This window comes from Pseudoalteromonas sp. A25 (genome assembly GCF_009176705.1).
In the GTDB taxonomy this organism is placed as follows: domain Bacteria; phylum Pseudomonadota; class Gammaproteobacteria; order Enterobacterales; family Alteromonadaceae; genus Pseudoalteromonas.
On record NZ_AP021846.1, the window covers coordinates 3,182,408 to 3,200,286 of the forward strand.

Sequence of the window (17,879 nt, forward strand, 5' to 3'; positions counted from 1 at the left end):
TTGATTTTAACGCTGTCCTGTCTAACTGGTGCAACGTTATCAGCCAAATTGAGTGGCCAAAAACAGCGCAAACGCATTAAGCTAAAAGGTGATCTTTTAGTAGGCGAGATAAATTAATCTGATAATCTAAGGGGCGGATACTAGCAATCACTTTAACATCATGCTCAGGTACACTTAAATCAAGTTCTTTGGCCGTTATATGATGCATATGTTTAGTATTATAGAAAATTCTCACATTCGGTGCTGTGGGCGCGTGTTTATTACCTGCGAGCACCAAGGCCAATCGCTCGTTCGTCAATTTAACAATTGACCCTACAGGGTGTACCCCCTGACATTTTATAAAACGCTGCACCAGATCAGGATCAAACTTATCTTTGTTGGTTAACAAGTGACGCAGCGCATGAACGGGCTCTTCTCCTTGTTGATATGGGCGCTCAGATGTCATTGCATCATATACATCAACGATTGCCATGATCCTAGCAGCTTTGCTTATCTTTGAACCTTGTAGCCCTCTTGGGTAGCCGGTACCGTCAAGACGTTCATGATGGTTAATTATCATATCCATGATTAAAGGAGTTACACCTTGCTCGCCTTTTACCAAACCCAAAGAGTGAACCACGTGTTTCTTTACCGCTTTATATTCGTTGTCACTGAGCTTATCTTTTTTATTTACCAACCCTTGAGGCAAACGCGCATGTCCGACATCATGCAACATGGCCCCCATCGCAAGTTGTTGAATGAGACTTTGCGATAACCCTAGGTACTTGGCAAACACACTGATCAAAATTGCACAATTAATCATATGTCGCCAATTGTAACCTTCCTTATCCTGTAAGCGTGTTAAAATTGCCATCGCATTACTATTGCGTAATACCGAATCCACAATCTCTTTACTTATCTCATTGATCAGCCCGATGTCAGCCTTGAGCCCTGAGGTAATGTCGCCATACATGACTTGTACTTTTCTAGTGTGTAGTTCAAAGGCTTGACTAGCTAGTTCAAACTCCCGCTCAAGAGAGGTGGCCTCCGCGGTGCTGGTTTTTTTCTTTTTTACACGCTTTGATGTGGATTTCTCACTCGCTTTACCCGCTCTTCTGCGTCGTTCTCGGGCATCGATTTTTGCAACTTCAGTGGCACTTTCCTGTGCTTTATCTTCTTTTTGGTACTTATCAGGAATGGCTATTTCGCTCAAATCAAAGTCAATATTGAGCTCCAAGACACCTTCAGCAGTGAGCTTATCGATAATGCCACGATCTCTTACCATACCTCGGGATTTAATTTTAACACCCGTATCAGCCCGCTGTTTGTTGACGCTATCAACAAACATACCAGGCTTGAGTTCAGAAATAGGAAGAGTCACGCGCATAGTAGGATAATATCAAAAAGGATAACAGGTACGATTAATAGCACTTTTCGGCTCTAATAGTCTATATTTCGGCCATTAAATAATAATTAACTATTAGATAAAATGGCATTTTGACGGGGTTAACGTGGGGTTGATAGGTGTACACAGTGCGTATACACCTAAGTTTGTTGAAATGAGCTCTGGCTACAAACTACTCTTGGAAGTATGTACCCCAACCGTCATATTCAACATTATATTCTTGCGCCAAAGCAGCTAGTTTATCTACATCTTCCATGATCACATCTGCGTCTAACTCAGCTTCTACGACTATATCAAAGCCCCAGATTTTAGTGCCGTCTTCAAGCTCTAGTTCAGCGGGGTCTTCAACATCATAACCAAGCCTAAACGCCGCTAACGCTGCGTTTTCCAGCTTTTTAAAGTCTTCACATACAAAATGATGCTCAACTTCATACAACTTATCGGTTGCAGAGCCATCTTCTAAAAGTGACTCAACGATGTCTTCACTAATTTCGCGCCAGTTTTCCATTATTCTCTTTTACCTTTTCATCAAGCTCAGCAATACGTTGCGACATAACAGAATGTATCGCTTTTGCATGGTCACGGGCACTGATCTCTTTATCTAAATAAATCGGCGCCAAAATATCAATGTAGATTGTACCATTGTCCCACCTGTTTAGCTTAATACAATTGTTTGTACTATTCATACATACAGGTACAACAGGGACTTGCGCATTCATCGCTGTATGAAAAGCACCTGTTTTAAACGGTAATAAGCCCTGTCCATAACTGCGCGTTCCCTCTGGGAACATCCAAATAGACAAACCTTTACTCTTAATTTTTTCAGCTGACTTGCCAAGCGTTCCTACAGCCTTTGTACGATTACCTCTGTTTATCAGAATATTTCCTGAAAGCCAGTACATCTGACCAAAAAATGGGATCCATTTTAAGCTCTTTTTACCCATACTAACTGTTTTTTCGGGTACTACCGCTGGCAGAGTAAATAAATCATAGTTATTTTGATGATTAGCCACATACACAGCTGGCCCAACATTAATACTATCCGGGTGACGAGAAACAACTAATTTCACACCAATTACGGCTGACATTTTGCCAAACCAACTCGCAATTGTATGAACATTGTTAGGGTGAAATGGCCTTACGATGCACAAAAGTAACCCAAAAATACAGCTAAAAATAATAAACAATGCCATCGCTAAGATGCGTAATATTGCCAACAAAATCATCTCTCCTCACTTACGAACGCGCATTATAATCAAAATAGCGAACACTTGTAAGCTCAAAAAAATACACTCATCGACAAAAAATAAAAAAGCCGCTAACTAACTAGCGGCTTTTCTAAAAAATTCAATTATTTGTTAGCTCATTGCAGCTTGTAACTTTTTCATTGCTGACTTTTCTAACTGACGTACACGCTCTGCTGACACATTATACTTTTCTGCCAGGTCTTGTAGTGTTGCTTTTTCATCAGCTAACCAACGCGCACTGATGATATCTTGTGAACGCTCATCTAACGTTTTAAGGGCATTAAACAAACGAGTCTGTGATTGCTCTTGCCACTGCTCTTCTTCAACTACGTCAGCTAAGTCACCACTTGCATCAGTCAAGTATTGAACAGGAGAATAGCTGCTTGCAGGTGCGTCGTCGTTATCGTCTGATGTTAAATCAAAGCCCATATCTTGGCCGCTCATACGTGATTCCATTTCGCGTACTTCTTTTTCACTCACGCCAAGTTCATTTGCAACTGTGGTTACTTCGTCTTGGTTAAACCAGCCCAAACGCTTTTTATTCTTTCTTAAATTAAAGAACAGTTTACGCTGTGCTTTTGTGGTTGCAACCTTAACAATACGCCAGTTCTTTAACACGTACTCATGAATTTCGGCTTTTATCCAGTGCACCGCAAATGAAACGAGTCTAACACCGACATCAGGATTAAAACGTTTAACAGCCTTCATCAGACCTATGTTACCTTCTTGAATTAAGTCAGCCTGCGGTAAACCGTAACCAGAGTAACTTTTGGCAATATGGGCAACAAAGCGAAGGTGAGAAACGATGAGTTGTTTAGCAGCTTCCAAATCCCCTTCTTGCTGAAGACGGGTGGCCAACACTTTTTCTTGTTCAGCATCAAGCATAGGTATAGCACTTACAGTTTGTAAGTAGCCATCAAGGCTTGCGCTTTGTTGTCCAGCGGTTAGTGCTAATGCGTATAAATCTTTACTCATTTTTCACCTCAGTGATAAATATCTCAGTCCATTTTAGCACTCTTTAAGCAAGAGTGCTAATGTGTATATAATACTTTTTTTAAATAAAAAGCAAGCTTTTTATTTCCACTGTAAAACTAACACTTAAGTTTTTGATTTATATAAGATCAAAATAAAAGAAAGGCGTAGAAAACAGCTAGCAGTAATAGTAGTCTAACGTATTAATATGACTCAATCGTGACATTTTACAGGCACTTAGCAGCAATAAAAGAAAGCGTAAGTGCCAAAAATCCAGACGTTATACCTTATCCGGCTCAATATCTTTTATGTAACGATGTACGGAGAAAAACGACCCGCCAAATCCTAATGTTATCGCCAAAAGCAGTAAAATCATCAATTCATTTAAATTAAGGCCCTGTAATACAAATGAACTTTGATACACCCCAGCAACCATGGAAACCGCCGACTCTAACCACCAAAGCATCATTGCTACGCTCATAAACGCGACTAATCCACCAACAATGCCATACCATATACCTGTCCATATAAATGGGGTGTGAATAAACGTGTTTGTTGCACCAACCAGTTTTAATACTTGAATTTCTTCTTTTTTATCCATTATGGATAGGCGTATGGTGTTACCAATAATCAAGATCACTGCACTGAGTAATAACAGAGCGATGGTAACGACACTTTCTTTCAATAAACTTAAGAGTGCATTTAAACGCTCTAACCATTCAATATCTAGCTTACCAAACTCTACTTCACGTTCCTTTTCTAATTTATCTAGCAACTGCTGAGCAGCTTGAGGCTTTCTATAACGACTAGTCGGTGTAACCAATACCACATTTGGCAAAGGGTTCTCTTCTAGATAATCTAGCGCCTGTCCAAAGCCCGAGATCCGTTTAAACTCTTCCAAAGCTTGCGATTTAGATATTAATTTCACATCTGCTACTTCAGGATATAATGCAAGGCGCTTCACAAGAGTCTGAGTTTGTTGCTCGTTCATTGACTCTTTTACAAAAAGAGATATTTCTGCAGCATCGTTAAAGCCGCTGCTCACCTGCTGTACATTTTTTACCACTATATATAAGGTAGCTGGTAGCGTGAGACTTAACCCCAAAACCAAAATTGTCATCATCGAGGCCATAGGTGTACGCCACATCTCCCCTAAGCTATTTACCCCTTGACGGAATACCGTGAGTACAAAAAAGTAAATACGCAAAAACAAAGACTTATTTTGACTACTCGTTTGTGCTTCACGACTTTTGAATAGCAAACTCATAGCCCTCCCTCCATTAATGGATCTTGGCTCATACGGCCATGGCTCAATGTCAAACTACGATACTTCATTCTAGCGATAAGCCCAAGATCGTGTGTAGCTATAAGTACTGCTGTACCGTGACGATTAAAATCTTCAAATAGTTTCAAAATTTCCATCGATAGCTCAGGGTCTAAGTTACCTGTTGGTTCATCTGCCAGTAATAGTGGTGGAGAATTGACAATGGCCCTGGCAATTCCCACGCGCTGTTGCTCTCCTCCAGATAACGTACTAGGCTGGCAACGTACTTTATCTAAAAGCCCTACTTTATCTAATGCCGCATGGACTCTTTTTGCAATATGCTTATGATGCATACCTTCGATAACCAGGGGTAATGCAACGTTGTCGAATACGTTGTAACGCTCAAGTAAGCGGTGGTTTTGAAAAATGATGCCAATATCGCGTCTTACAAAAGGGATCTGTCGATTTTTAACGCTATTTAAATCAACGCCATTGATAAATACATGTCCTGCCGAGGGGCGCTCCATAACGCTGATCAACTTTAATAAAGTACTTTTACCCGCACCACTGTGACCGGTTAAAAAAGCAAGTTCGCCATTACCTAGCTCAAAACTCACCTTTTCCAGCGCTCTGTGACCACCTGGATATGTTTTGCTGACTTGGTCAAATTTGATCATGTTAGGCCTGCTTATAATTGTGTTTTAGACCAAAGAAAGGGAGCGCTTTGTCTCCCTTACATTCACTTAGTTAAGCATCATCATTACTGAATAATGCGTCAATGAAATCGTCGCTTTTAAATGTTCGCAAATCATCAATACCTTCACCAACACCAATGTAACGAATAGGGATCTGAAACTTATCAGCGACAGCGAAAATCACACCACCTTTAGCCGTACCATCAAGTTTAGTCAGTGTAATACCCGTTAATCCAACTGCTTTATTAAATAGGTTTACTTGGCTTATCGCGTTTTGTCCTGTGCCGGCATCAATAGTTAACATCACTTCATGAGGCGCATCAGGGTCAAGTTTTTTCATAACACGGGCTATTTTTTCTAGCTCTTGCATCAAGTTATCTTTGTTCTGCAGACGCCCAGCAGTATCGGCAATTAACACGTCCATATTACGCGCCTGTGCGGCTTGAAACGCATCAAATACAACTGACGCACTATCAGCACCTGTATGTTGTGCTATCACAGGGATATTATTACGCTCTCCCCAAACTTGAAGCTGTTCAACTGCCGCAGCTCTAAAAGTATCACCAGCTGCGAGCATGACTGACTTGCCCTGTTGTTGAAACTGCTTCGCTAACTTTCCGATCGTAGTCGTTTTACCTACGCCGTTTACACCCACCATTAATATTACAAATGGCTTTTTATTTTCCGGTAACTGCAGTGGCTTTTCAGCTTCTTTGAGCATATCAGCCATTTCTTGCTTCATTAATTCATAAAGCGCATCACCATCTTTTAATTGTTTGCGATCTGCGGCATCAGTCAGGTTGTCGATTAACTTCATTGTTGTATCAACACCAAGATCTGCTGTTAATAGCTGGGTTTCTAGCTCTTCAAATAAGTCATCATCTATTTTCTTACCTTTGAAAATCGAAGCAATACCAGAGCCTAGGTTAACTTTCGTTTTCAATAAGCCTTTCTTCAAACGTGAGAAAAAGCCTTCCTTTTTAGGTTTATCTGCAGCGTCTTTCTCTGCCTGTGCTTTAGCTTCTGCCTCAGCGGCTAAACGTTGACGCTCGGCGTCTTCTCGTGCCGCTTGCTCTGCAGCGTCTTTCTCCGCTTGTGCTTTAGCTTCTGCTTCGGCGGCTAAACGTTGACGCTCGGCGTCTTCTCGTGCCGCTTGCTCTGCAGCGTCTTTCTCTGCCTGTGCTTTAGCTTCTGCCTCAGCGGCTAAACGTTGACGTTCGGCGTCTTCACGTGCCGCTTGCTCTGCAGCGTCTTTCTCTGCCTGTGCTTTAGCTTCAGCCTCAGCGGCTAAACGTTGACGCTCGGCGTCTTCACGTACCGCCAGCTCTGCGGCTTCTTTCTCCGCTTGTGCTTTGGCCTGCGCCTCAGCGGCTAAACGTTGACGCTCAGCCTCTTCTCGTGCCGCTTGCTCTGCAGCGTCTTTCTCTGCTTGTGCTTTAGCCTGCGCCTCAGCGGCTAAACGTTGACGCTCGGCTTCTTCACGTTCAGCTTGCTCTGTAGCCGCCTGTTCAACCTGTGCTTTAGCGAGATTTTCCTCAGCTTCGGTTTGTTGCTGAGATTGCTCTGCTTCTTTTTTTCCAAATCCAAACCAAGACAGAAATTTGTTCTTTTTTCCCATGCTCGCTAAATACCGTATTTAATAAATCTGATAGACTGATGAAGGTTTCAATGTTTATTGTTTACAATTGACAACCACGATAAGTGACGAAGGTGCCTGTTTATTTACGCACGACCGTCAAATAAAATTCAAAATTAGCGCGCAGTGTATCATGTTCCTGATGGATGAAAAATGTAGCGGCCGCGATTTATCCAAGTGAAAATATTAAGATTCTGTGATCTATGACGCATATGAGAAAAAAAAAGCCCGCAAAACCTCACCAAAATGATGGCGTGATCCGTATTATTAGCGGTCAATTTAAAGGCCGCAAGTTACCCGTAAAAGATGTTGCAGGGCTGCGACCAACAACTGATAGAATCAAAGAAACCGTCTTCAATTGGTTAATGCAAGATACCAGAGACGCGACCGTATTAGATTGTTTTGCCGGTTCTGGCGGACTGGGATTTGAGTGTTTATCAAGGTTTGCGAAAAGCGCTTGCTTTATTGAGCTTGATAACCAAGCAGCTCAACAATTACACAGCAACATTAATACACTCAAGCTAAGCAATGCTCGAGTTTTAAATAGTAATTCGATTAATGTGCTGACTAACAATACAGACGGCCTTACCTTTGACCTCGTATTTGTCGATCCCCCTTTTCGACAGAACCTTGCTCAACAAACTTGCGATCTATTAGAACAAAATAATTGGCTTACAGACGACGCATTAATCTACGTAGAAGTAGAAAAAGAGCTCAACTTGAGCTCCCCTAGCAATTGGCAAATACTCAAAGAAAAGCAGGCAGGACAAGTCCTTTGCCGACTTTATCAACGTAACAACTAAATCATCGTAGATTTAGCTATAATTTAGACTTTACATGTGGTGTTGCTTCAGATTACAATACCGCACCATTTTTGAACCACTTGATCAATATTTGATCAGCGTGAGCATTGCTCATTTATTAGGTAGGTGAATTTTTAATGCCAGTAATTAAAGTAAGAGAAAACGAACCGTTTGACGTAGCACTTCGTCGTTTCAAGCGTTCATGTGAAAAAGCAGGTATCCTTTCAGAAGTTCGTCGTCGCGAGCACTATGAAAAACCAACAGCTGAGCGTAAGCGCAAAAAAGCTGCAGCGGTTAAGCGTCACATGAAGAAGCTTTCTCGCGAAAACGCACGTCGCGTTAAATTATACTAATCGGTTTCGGTCTTGTATAAATGAGCCTTTTAACTAAGCTAAAAGACGCACAAAAAGATGCCATGCGTGCAAAAGACAAAATTAGTCTTGGTGCAATCCGCATGGTACTTGCTGAAATTAAACAGCGTGAAATTGACAATCAAACAACACTAGATGACGCGGGCATTACCTCTGTTTTAGTGAAGTTAGTTAAACAACGCCGTGATTCTTTCACCCAGTACAAAGACGCTGGTCGTGACGATTTAGCTGAAATAGAAGCAAATGAAATTGATGTGTTAGAAACTTTCTTACCTCAGCCTTTGACTGAAGAAGAAATTATCGCATTAATCGACACTGCAATTGCCGATACCGGCGCAGCAGGTATGCAAGACATGGGTAAAGTTATGGGTGTAATCAAGTCTAAAGCTGAAGGTCGTGCCGATATGGGCAAGATTTCAGGTTTAATTAAACAACGATTAAGCGCATAACCCCGCATACAGATTGTATGATAAAGTGAACCGAGCCCTAGCGCTCGGTTTCTTCGTCTAGGCATAAAGGAACTTCGTTAGAATAAGTATGGCTGGAAAAATCCCAAGAGAATTTATTGATGATTTACTGGATAGAACCGACATCGTCGACTTGATCGACGCACGTGTTGGACTAAAAAAAGCTGGTAAAGATTATCAAGCATGCTGCCCTTTTCATAACGAAAAATCCCCATCTTTTACAGTATCAAGAGACAAACAGTTCTACCATTGCTTTGGCTGTGGCGCCAATGGCAATGCCATTTCATTTATGATGGAGTACGACAAACTAGAGTTTGTCGACGCGATTGAAGAATTAGCAAGTCTTCTAAATCTAGAAGTGCCTCGTGAACAAGGCTTAGGTAAGCCAGAGCGAACCGTTGAGCAGAAGCGCTCTGACTATGATTTAATGATGCAAACCGCTAAATTTTATCAACACCAACTCAAACATCATGCCAATGCTAGTCAAGTTATTGATTATGTAAAAGGTCGAGGTTTATCTGGAGAAACCGTTAAGCAGTATATGATTGGCTATGCCCCAGTTGAATGGGAATCCTTATGCCAACAAGTCGGCAGAAACCAACAGCAAAGACAACAGTTGTTAGAACTAAAACTGGCTTCTGAAAAAACACCTGGTCGTCAATTTGATTTTTTTCGCGATAGGTTAATGTTTCCTATCCGAGATAAACGAGGTCGCGTTGTAGCATTCGGTGGCCGTGTGATGGGAGACAGCCAAGGACCAAAATATCTGAACTCTCCAGAAACTAGAATTTTCCATAAAGGTTTTGAACTGTACGGGCTTTTTGAGGCAAAACAAGCGAATGACAAGCTCGATAGCATTCTTATCGTGGAAGGCTATATGGATGTGGTTGCCCTCGCTGAACAAGGTATAAGTTATGCGGTAGCAGCTCTGGGAACTGCAACAACAGCCGAGCATATGCAAACCTTGTTCAGAACAACAGATAAAGTTATCTGCTGTTATGATGGGGATAGAGCAGGTAAAGATGCCGCATGGCGAGCACTTGAACATGCGCTTGCCTATTTAAAAGATGGTAAATCATTACAGTTTGTATTTTTACCTGATGGCGAAGACCCAGACTCGTTAGTACAAAAAGAAGGTAAAGCGGCGTTCGAGCAGCGCCTAAATCAGGCCGATGACTTCTCAAAAGTCTTGTTTGATAAGTTATCGCAAAGTTGTGATTTAACAACCGATGCAGGTAAAGCTAAATTACTTAGTGACGCGTTACCTTTAATAAGTAAGTTACCCAGTGAGTTTTATCAAGAAAGTCTATTAGAAAAGCTCGCAAGGTTAATAGGCAGAACCACTGAGCAGCTTTCAACTAAGCTAGCGACCCCAAAACAACAAAAAAATATTGAGCGTAAGTTTAAGGTCACCCCCATGCGCAGGGCTATAGGTCTGTTAATACAGCATCCTAACCTAGCTTCCAGTGTGGAGTATCTCCCTGAACTTGCACAAATGAATATTCCCGGCATTGAATTACTGCTGGAATTACAATCAGTTTGTCTAAGTCACCCAAGTTACACAACAGCACAATTACTTGAGTATTTTAGAGACAAACCTCAGTATCAAGCATTACAAAAACTCGCCATTTGGCAACATGACATCAATGAGCAAGCTTTAACACAAGAATTTCAAAATACTTTTCAATTTATTGAAGATCAGTGTTTAAATTTTAGGTTAGAGACCTTATTTATAAAAGACAAAACACAGGGCTTAACCAGCGAGGAACGGCATGAGTGCGCACTATTGATGCAAGCGCTAAAGCGTTAGAAGAACTAGTCAAAACAAAATTTTGCTGTTATAATGTTCTATTCACTGCGTCATGCAAATTGTTGGGTGTTTTTAGCTGGCGCCTGTTGTATCAACTTATCAGAGTGGAAGCATAAATCTCTATGGATCAATCTCCTCAGTCACAACTCAAACTTCTGATTCAGAAAGGTAAAGAGCAAGGTTACTTAACTTTTGCAGAAGTTAACGATCACCTTCCACAAGACATAATAGACTCAGATCAGGTAGAAGACATCATTAGTATGATCAATGACATGGGTATTCAGGTTGCTGAAAACGCACCAGATGCCGATGAATTGATGATGCAAGAAACAACCACCGATGAAGATGCCGCTGAGGCCGCTGCTGCAGCGCTAGCAACGGTTGAAAAAGAAATCGGTCGTACTACTGATCCTGTGCGTATGTACATGCGCGAAATGGGTACCGTTGAGCTATTGACCCGTGAAGGCGAAATTCAAATCGCTAAGCGTATCGAAGAAGGTATCAATCAGGTTCAAATCTCTGTGGCAGAGTACCCTGAAGCAATCACATACTTGCTTGAACAATGGGATAAATTCGAAGCCGAAGAGATGCGCTTAAGTGACATTGTATCTGGCTTTTTTGACCCGAATGCCGAAGAGACACAAATCTCAGCTACACATATCGGTTCAGAGCTAAGTGATGAAGACTTAGCAGACGAAGATGACGATGACGACGATAGTGACGATGATGAAGAAGCGGATACAGGCCCAGATCCTGAAGAAGCGCGTGTTCATTTTGAACAGCTTAGAGCCCTTTACAACAAAGCAAGAGAAGTTTTTGACGCTAAAGGTCGTGCGCACCCTGATTCTCAAGCTGCAATTTTTGAAATTGGCGAGTTATTCCGCACCTTCAAACTAGTACCAAAACAGTTTGACCGTATGGTTAATAACATGCGCGAAATGATGGATAGAGTTCGTGTTCAAGAACGTATCGTCATGAAGCAAGCGGTTCAGATAGCAAAAGTACCAAAAAAGACGTTTGTGAAGCATTTTGCTAACAATGAAACTGATATGGCTTGGGTAGATGCTGAAATCGCAGCTGGTGAAAAATACTCAGATAAACTCGCTGAGGTAAAACCAGAAATAGAGCGCTGTATCAATAAGCTTAAAGCGATTGAAGAAAGTACAGGCCTAACCATCGAAAGAATTAAAGATATCAACCGTCGTATGAGCATTGGTGAAGCAAAAGCTCGCCGTGCGAAAAAAGAGATGGTTGAAGCAAACTTACGTCTTGTAATTTCAATTGCGAAAAAGTATACAAACCGTGGTTTGCAGTTCTTGGATCTGATCCAAGAAGGTAATATTGGTCTGATGAAAGCGGTAGATAAATTTGAATATCGCCGTGGCTATAAGTTCTCAACTTATGCAACATGGTGGATCCGTCAGGCGATCACCCGCTCAATTGCTGACCAAGCACGTACTATTCGTATTCCAGTACACATGATTGAAACTATCAACAAGCTCAATCGTATTTCTCGTCAAATGCTTCAGGAAATGGGCCGCGAGCCAAACCCTGAAGAACTGGCAGAACGTATGATGATGCCTGAAGATAAAATTCGCAAAGTACTTAAAATTGCCAAAGAGCCGATCTCTATGGAGACACCAATTGGTGATGATGAAGATTCGCACCTTGGTGATTTCATTGAAGATACCACCATTGAGTCGCCAATTGACTCTGCGACAATGGAAAGCCTTCGTGGTGCAACCAACGAAGTACTTGCAGGGCTAACAGCTCGTGAAGCAAAGGTACTGCGTATGCGTTTTGGTATCGATATGAATACTGATCACACATTAGAAGAAGTAGGCAAACAATTTGATGTTACACGTGAGCGTATTCGTCAAATAGAAGCCAAAGCGCTGCGTAAGCTGCGCCACCCTTCTCGCTCAGATCTTCTGAAAAGCTTCTTGGATGTAAAAGGTTAATGCCCTTTTAATTCACAAGAATTGAAATAAAGGCCGCTATTGCGGCCTTTTTAATAACTAGCAAACTTTAGGAAAGCTCATGGCTTGGATCCAAATCCGCATTCATGCTAACAAAGAAACAGCCGATAAACTAAGCGATTTATTACTCGATGTTGGTTGTCCTTCTGTCACATTTGTAGACGGCAGCAACAACCCCGTTTATGAGCCAAAACCAGGCGAGGTCATTTATTGGCCTGACACAACTGTAATAGGCCTGTTTGATGCTGCGCACGATATGGATGTAGTAGTTGCTTACTTACAAGCAAACAGCGAACAAACTCTGACGTATAAAATCGAGCAGTTAGAAGATAAAGACTGGGAACGTGAATGGATGGATAACTTTCATCCTATTAAATTTGGCGAGCGTTTATGGATCTGTCCGAGCTGGCGTGATATTCCAGAGCCTGATGCTGTTAACGTGTTACTTGATCCAGGACTTGCATTTGGCACGGGTACTCATGCTACTACTGCACTGTGTTTACAGTGGCTTGAGAGCCAAGATTTATCAGGTAAAACCGTTGTCGACTTTGGTTGTGGTTCAGGAATATTAGGGATCGCCGCGATTAAGCTGGGGGCAGAACGTGTTATCGGCATCGACATCGACCCTCAGGCTCTTGCTGCAAGTATAGATAACGCAGAGCGTAATGGCGTCGCTGACCAACTAGAAGTCTACTTGCCTGAAAATCAGCCGGAGTTTAGCGCTGACATCGTTGTAGCAAATATTTTGGCCCAGCCTCTAAGAGAGTTACACGATATTATCTTAGGGTTTTTAAAGCCGCATGGCAAAATTGCGATGTCTGGTATTTTAGAAGAACAAGCACAATCAGTTGCTGACGTTTATGCACCGTTTATTTCACTTGATGAAATCGAAAAAGAAGGCGAATGGACACGCGTGAGCGGTATTAAAAAATAATGTTGTAGTACATTATTACGCTATCAGTTAGTAACTTGTAACAGCTAAAGCCTGTGTTTAACAGGCTTTACTGTTTTTTTACAGCACTTTTGCCTATAAAAGTAAATACGCCCTCCTGCAATTTGATTAAAAACCAACCAAATAGACCAGCGACTCAAAATGTTATAAAAAGTCAACCCAGAAAGTTCAAAAAAAAAGCAATAATGTTCAATTTATAGCCTTTGATTTTTGCAAAAAAAACCGTAAACTTAGCGCCCCTTGAAAAGAGGCAATTGAACTACTGTGCGTATTGGTCCATACCAACTTGATAACAACATTATTGTGGCTCCGATGGCGGGGATCACTGATAGACCCTTTCGACAACTCTGTCGTCGATTGGGCGCAGGTTTAGCTGTATCAGAGATGATGTCATCAAACCCTAAGGTATGGAAAACAGATAAATCAATGAACCGTATGGATCATAGCGGTGAGTCTGGCATTCGTTCAGTACAAATTGCTGGTGCCGATCCTATATTGATGGCACAAGCAGCACAGTTCAATGTAGCAAATGGGGCGCAGATCATAGATATCAATATGGGCTGCCCTGCAAAGAAAGTGAATAAAAAACTAGCAGGCTCTGCACTGTTGCAGTATCCAGAATTAGTAGAGCAGATAGTTCAAGCAGTAGTAGAAGCTGTAGAAGTACCTGTAACACTAAAAATCCGAACGGGTTGGGATACACAAAATCGCAATGGTGTTGAAATAGCTAAAATCGCTGAACGTAACGGCATTGCTTCGCTTGCTGTACATGGTCGCACTAAAGCGTGTATGTACAAAGGCGAAGCTGAATATGCCACGATAAGGGATATCAAACGTGCAGTGAGCATACCTGTGGTTGCCAATGGAGACATTACCTCTCCTCAAAAAGCGAAACAGGTACTGGATTATACGGGCGCAGATGCCATCATGATTGGTCGAGCCGCCCAAGGTCGCCCTTGGATATTTAGGGAGATAGACCACTTTTTGCGAACTGGAAAACAGCTACCTGCACCAGAAGTATCTGAGGTGCGTAGCATATTGATGGAGCATTTAGTAAATCTTCATCAGTTTTACGGTGAGCCGATGGGAGCGCGCATCGCACGCAAACATGTATCATGGTATTTGCAAGCTCATGACCAAGCAGGTCAGTTTAGGCGAGTATTTAATGCCCTCGAAACGCCCAATGAGCAGATCGAGACATTAGAACAATACTTTGAAACACTAGCAGCTAACTAAGAAAGAAAGAGACATAATGATGTTCGAACAAAATGTGACTTCTCCATTTATCACTAACGCTCATGTTCAGTCACAAGAGAAACCGCAACCTTTACGCGATGCAGTAAAAAAAGCTGTTCATCACTACTTAAAGCAGCTTAACGGTCAAGATGTACAAGACGTTTACGATCTTGTTCTTTCAGAGCTAGAAGCGCCATTACTAGAGGAAGTAATGACTTATACTCGCGGTAACCAAACTCGTGCTGCGATCTTACTAGGTATCAACCGTGGTACTTTACGTAAGAAACTAAAAAAATACGGTATGAACTAAGCATTAGTTAGCTCATAACGTTCATAAAAAAGCACCTTTAGGTGCTTTTTTATAATCTAAAAACAACTTCTCTTCCCTCCCCTTAGCGCTAACATCTTGCTCATCCTATAAATTCAGAATTTCTCAATACTACATTGCGGTTTGTGATCGTTTTCTTACGTAAATTAGGCTAAAATAGCGCCCTTCTAAGCTAGCCCTTAACTTATCATTGAGGAAACCTAAACCATCATGGATATACATCGTCCAATTCGTCGCGCACTACTAAGCGTGTCAGATAAAACCGGTATCGTAGAATTAGCTCGCGCATTAAACGCGCATGGCGTAGAGATCCTCTCTACAGGCGGTACATTTAAATTACTAACGGATAACGGCATTGCTGCTACAGAAGTGTCTGACTATACAGGTCATCCAGAGATCATGGACGGACGTGTCAAAACTTTGCATCCTAAAGTACATGGCGGCATCTTGGCGCGTCGCGGCCAAGACGAAGCAGTTATGGCCGAGAACGATATTTCTGCCATCGACATGGTTGTGGTTAACTTATACCCCTTTGCACAAACTGTTGCAAAAGCTAACTGCAGTCTAGAAGATGCCATTGAAAACATCGATATCGGTGGACCAACGATGGTTCGCGCTGCAGCTAAAAATCACAAAGATGTGACAATTGTTGTAAACGCACACGACTATGACCGTGTCATTGCGGAGCTAAAAGAACATAACGGCTCAACGACCTACAAAACGCGTTTTGATTTAGCGATTGCAGCTTACGAACATACCGCACAGTATGACGGCATGATCGCCAACTATTTTGGCAACATGGTGCCAGATCACACTGAAGAAGCGGCAGTAGAAACTAAGTTTCCTCGTACCATCAATATGCAATTCACTAAAAAGCAAGATATGCGTTATGGTGAAAACTCACACCAAGATGCCGCTTTTTATGTCGAAAACGACTTACAAGAAGCTTCAGTTGCCACAGCTAAGCAGCTTCAAGGTAAAGCATTATCGTTCAACAACATTGCAGATACAGATGCAGCTCTTGAGTGCGTAAAAGAATTCGACGCACCGGCGTGTGTCATTGTAAAACACGCCAACCCGTGTGGTGTTGCGGTTGATGAAAACATTCTAGCAGCCTATGACCGCGCATTTAAAACCGATCCAACCTCTGCGTTTGGAGGCATTATTGCGTTTAACCGCGAGCTTGACGGTGATACTGCTGAAGCCATCGTATCTCGCCAGTTTGTGGAAGTGATCATTGCTCCTCGCATCTCTGAAGAAGCGGCACAAATTGTTGCTGCGAAAAAGAATGTTCGCCTATTAGAGTGCGGCCAGTGGGGCGCCAAGACCACACAAGCCGATATTAAACGCGTCAACGGCGGCATCCTTGTGCAAGACAGAGATCAAGGCATGGTGACTTTAGATGATCTAACGGTTGTATCTAAACGCCAACCTACTGAGCAAGAATTAAAAGACTTACTCTTTTGCTGGAAAGTGGCTAAATTCGTTAAATCAAATGCCATTGTTTATGCCCGTGATGGCATGACGATTGGTGTTGGTGCAGGCCAAATGAGCCGTGTTTATTCAGCAAAAATCGCAGGTATTAAAGCCGCTGATGAAAATTTAGAAGTAAAAGGTTCTGTGATGGCCTCTGATGCCTTCTTCCCATTCCGTGACGGCATCGATGCCGCTGCAGAAGCTGGCATTACAGCGGTTATTCAGCCAGGCGGCTCAATGCGCGATGAAGAAGTTATCGCAGCTGCAGACGAAGCAGGCATGGCTATGGTATTTACCGGTATGCGACACTTCCGTCACTAAAACTCATAGCGCGAACCGTTTAACGATTCGCGCTTTTTGTTTGCGCTAATTTCAAGTATTCTGCTTAAAACACAATCACAAAAGTGAAGGAACAGAGAATGAAATTTGGTTTAAAAACACTAATTGCTGCAACAGTTATAACAGCGCTTACAGGCTGTAATAGCAATAACGCTTCAAACAACACGGTTGAACGCTCGTCAAACGTGATATCTGCCGCTCAAAATACTGAACGCTCTGAAGCAAATCGCGCGCGTGACCAATACCGCAATCCGGTAGAAACACTCACTTTCTTCGGTCTACAAGACGACATGACTGTCGTTGAAATTGCCCCAGGTGGTGGTTGGTACTCTGAGATTTTAGCACCGACTTTAAAAGGCCAAGGTACACTCTATGCAGCGCACTTCCCTGCTGACTCTGAAGGCTACTTTAAGCGCTCACTGGATGGCTTTAAAGACAAGATAGCGAATGATGCGCGTTTTAGTGAAGTAAAAATAACCGAATTTGCACCTGTCACTCACTTAGATATTGCACCTGCAAGCAGTGCCGATATGGTTCTCACTTTTCGCAATGTGCACAACTGGTACATGCGAGGTGAACATCAGGGCGTGCTAAGTGCATTTAAAGCATTCAACAAAGCATTAAAACCTGGTGGAATTTTAGGTGTAGTTGAACACCGCCTACCAGAAGACCATGATGACGCTGACCAGAAACGTTCAGGCTACATGAAGCAAAGCTACGTGATTGAGGTAGCAAAACAAGCAGGCTTTGAATTAGTTGCACAAAGCGATATAAACGCTAACCCAAAAGATACAGCGGATCACCCTAAAGGCGTGTGGACTTTACCACCCCGTTTAGCACTGGGTGAAGAGCAAGCTGACAAATACAAAGCTATTGGGGAAAGCGATCGCATGACTCTGAAATTTAAAAAGCTTTAATAG

At 42.2% G+C, this 17,879-nt stretch carries 17 protein-coding genes; 10 read left to right on the top strand and 7 right to left on the bottom strand.

Going from position 1 to position 17,879, the window contains the following annotated elements; translation table 11 throughout:
• Nucleotides 1–76: 76 nt before the first annotated feature.
• From GDK41_RS13720 to ftsY, 7 genes are all read right to left on the bottom strand, one after another.
• Entirely contained in the window at nucleotides 77–1,366 is a 1,290-nt protein-coding gene (locus GDK41_RS13720; RefSeq protein WP_152086940.1) for an HD-GYP domain-containing protein, read from the bottom strand.
• 190 nt (nucleotides 1,367–1,556) lie between these two features.
• Nucleotides 1,557–1,892, bottom strand: coding sequence for a ribonuclease E inhibitor RraB (gene rraB, locus GDK41_RS13725; protein WP_152086941.1), 336 nt, complete (start codon nucleotides 1,890–1,892; stop codon nucleotides 1,557–1,559).
• A complete protein-coding gene (locus GDK41_RS13730; protein ID WP_442960215.1) occupies nucleotides 1,870–2,577 on the bottom strand; it encodes a 1-acylglycerol-3-phosphate O-acyltransferase in 708 nt (235 codons plus the stop codon). The genes rraB and GDK41_RS13730 overlap by 23 nt, the downstream gene beginning before the upstream one ends.
• 165 nt (nucleotides 2,578–2,742) lie before the next feature.
• Entirely contained in the window at nucleotides 2,743–3,606 is an 864-nt protein-coding gene (gene rpoH, locus GDK41_RS13735) for an RNA polymerase sigma factor RpoH (RefSeq protein ID WP_152086943.1), read from the bottom strand.
• 277 nt (nucleotides 3,607–3,883) lie between these two features.
• Nucleotides 3,884–4,870, bottom strand: coding sequence for a permease-like cell division protein FtsX (gene ftsX / locus GDK41_RS13740; protein WP_152086944.1), 987 nt, complete (start codon nucleotides 4,868–4,870; stop codon nucleotides 3,884–3,886).
• A complete protein-coding gene (gene ftsE, locus GDK41_RS13745; protein ID WP_152086945.1) occupies nucleotides 4,867–5,544 on the bottom strand; it encodes a cell division ATP-binding protein FtsE in 678 nt (225 codons plus the stop codon). The genes ftsX and ftsE overlap by 4 nt, the downstream gene beginning before the upstream one ends.
• Before the next feature lie 70 nt (nucleotides 5,545–5,614).
• Nucleotides 5,615–7,180, bottom strand: a complete 1,566-nt coding sequence (gene ftsY, locus GDK41_RS13750; protein WP_152086946.1) for a signal recognition particle-docking protein FtsY — start codon at nucleotides 7,178–7,180, stop codon at nucleotides 5,615–5,617.
• A 230-nt stretch (nucleotides 7,181–7,410) separates the two neighbouring features.
• On the opposite strand from ftsY, the gene rsmD reads away from it, so the two are divergent.
• From rsmD to GDK41_RS13800, 10 genes are all read left to right on the top strand, one after another.
• Entirely contained in the window at nucleotides 7,411–8,001 is a 591-nt protein-coding gene (gene rsmD, locus GDK41_RS13755; protein WP_152086947.1) for a 16S rRNA (guanine(966)-N(2))-methyltransferase RsmD, read from the top strand.
• A gap of 137 nt (nucleotides 8,002–8,138) precedes the next feature.
• The gene (rpsU, locus tag GDK41_RS13760; protein WP_010362466.1) at nucleotides 8,139–8,354 is read left to right on the top strand and encodes a 30S ribosomal protein S21; all 216 of its coding nucleotides are present in this window, start codon (nucleotides 8,139–8,141) and stop codon (nucleotides 8,352–8,354) included.
• 20 nt (nucleotides 8,355–8,374) lie between these two features.
• Entirely contained in the window at nucleotides 8,375–8,821 is a 447-nt protein-coding gene (locus GDK41_RS13765) for a GatB/YqeY domain-containing protein (protein ID WP_152086948.1), read from the top strand.
• An 88-nt stretch (nucleotides 8,822–8,909) separates the two neighbouring features.
• Nucleotides 8,910–10,649 carry a DNA primase gene (dnaG, locus tag GDK41_RS13770; RefSeq protein ID WP_152086949.1) on the top strand — a complete coding sequence of 580 codons (1,740 nt, stop codon included), beginning with the start codon at nucleotides 8,910–8,912 and terminating at the stop codon, nucleotides 10,647–10,649.
• A gap of 122 nt (nucleotides 10,650–10,771) precedes the next feature.
• Nucleotides 10,772–12,610: an RNA polymerase sigma factor RpoD gene (gene rpoD / locus GDK41_RS13775; protein WP_152086950.1), complete on the top strand. Its 1,839-nt coding sequence runs from the start codon at nucleotides 10,772–10,774 to the stop codon at nucleotides 12,608–12,610.
• Nucleotides 12,611–12,689: 79 nt separating this feature from the next.
• Nucleotides 12,690–13,562 (top strand): 50S ribosomal protein L11 methyltransferase, encoded by an 873-nt coding sequence (gene prmA, locus GDK41_RS13780; protein WP_152086951.1) that lies wholly within the window; start codon nucleotides 12,690–12,692, stop codon nucleotides 13,560–13,562.
• 282 nt (nucleotides 13,563–13,844) lie between these two features.
• Nucleotides 13,845–14,816: a tRNA dihydrouridine synthase DusB gene (gene dusB, locus GDK41_RS13785; RefSeq protein WP_152086952.1), complete on the top strand. Its 972-nt coding sequence runs from the start codon at nucleotides 13,845–13,847 to the stop codon at nucleotides 14,814–14,816.
• A 19-nt stretch (nucleotides 14,817–14,835) separates the two neighbouring features.
• Nucleotides 14,836–15,126: a DNA-binding transcriptional regulator Fis gene (gene fis, locus GDK41_RS13790; RefSeq protein ID WP_005491017.1), complete on the top strand. Its 291-nt coding sequence runs from the start codon at nucleotides 14,836–14,838 to the stop codon at nucleotides 15,124–15,126.
• 228 nt (nucleotides 15,127–15,354) lie between these two features.
• Nucleotides 15,355–16,941 carry a bifunctional phosphoribosylaminoimidazolecarboxamide formyltransferase/IMP cyclohydrolase gene (gene purH, locus GDK41_RS13795; RefSeq protein WP_152086953.1) on the top strand — a complete coding sequence of 529 codons (1,587 nt, stop codon included), beginning with the start codon at nucleotides 15,355–15,357 and terminating at the stop codon, nucleotides 16,939–16,941.
• Nucleotides 16,942–17,039: 98 nt separating this feature from the next.
• A complete protein-coding gene (locus GDK41_RS13800; RefSeq protein WP_152086954.1) occupies nucleotides 17,040–17,876 on the top strand; it encodes a class I SAM-dependent methyltransferase in 837 nt (278 codons plus the stop codon).
• Nucleotides 17,877–17,879 lie beyond the last annotated feature (3 nt).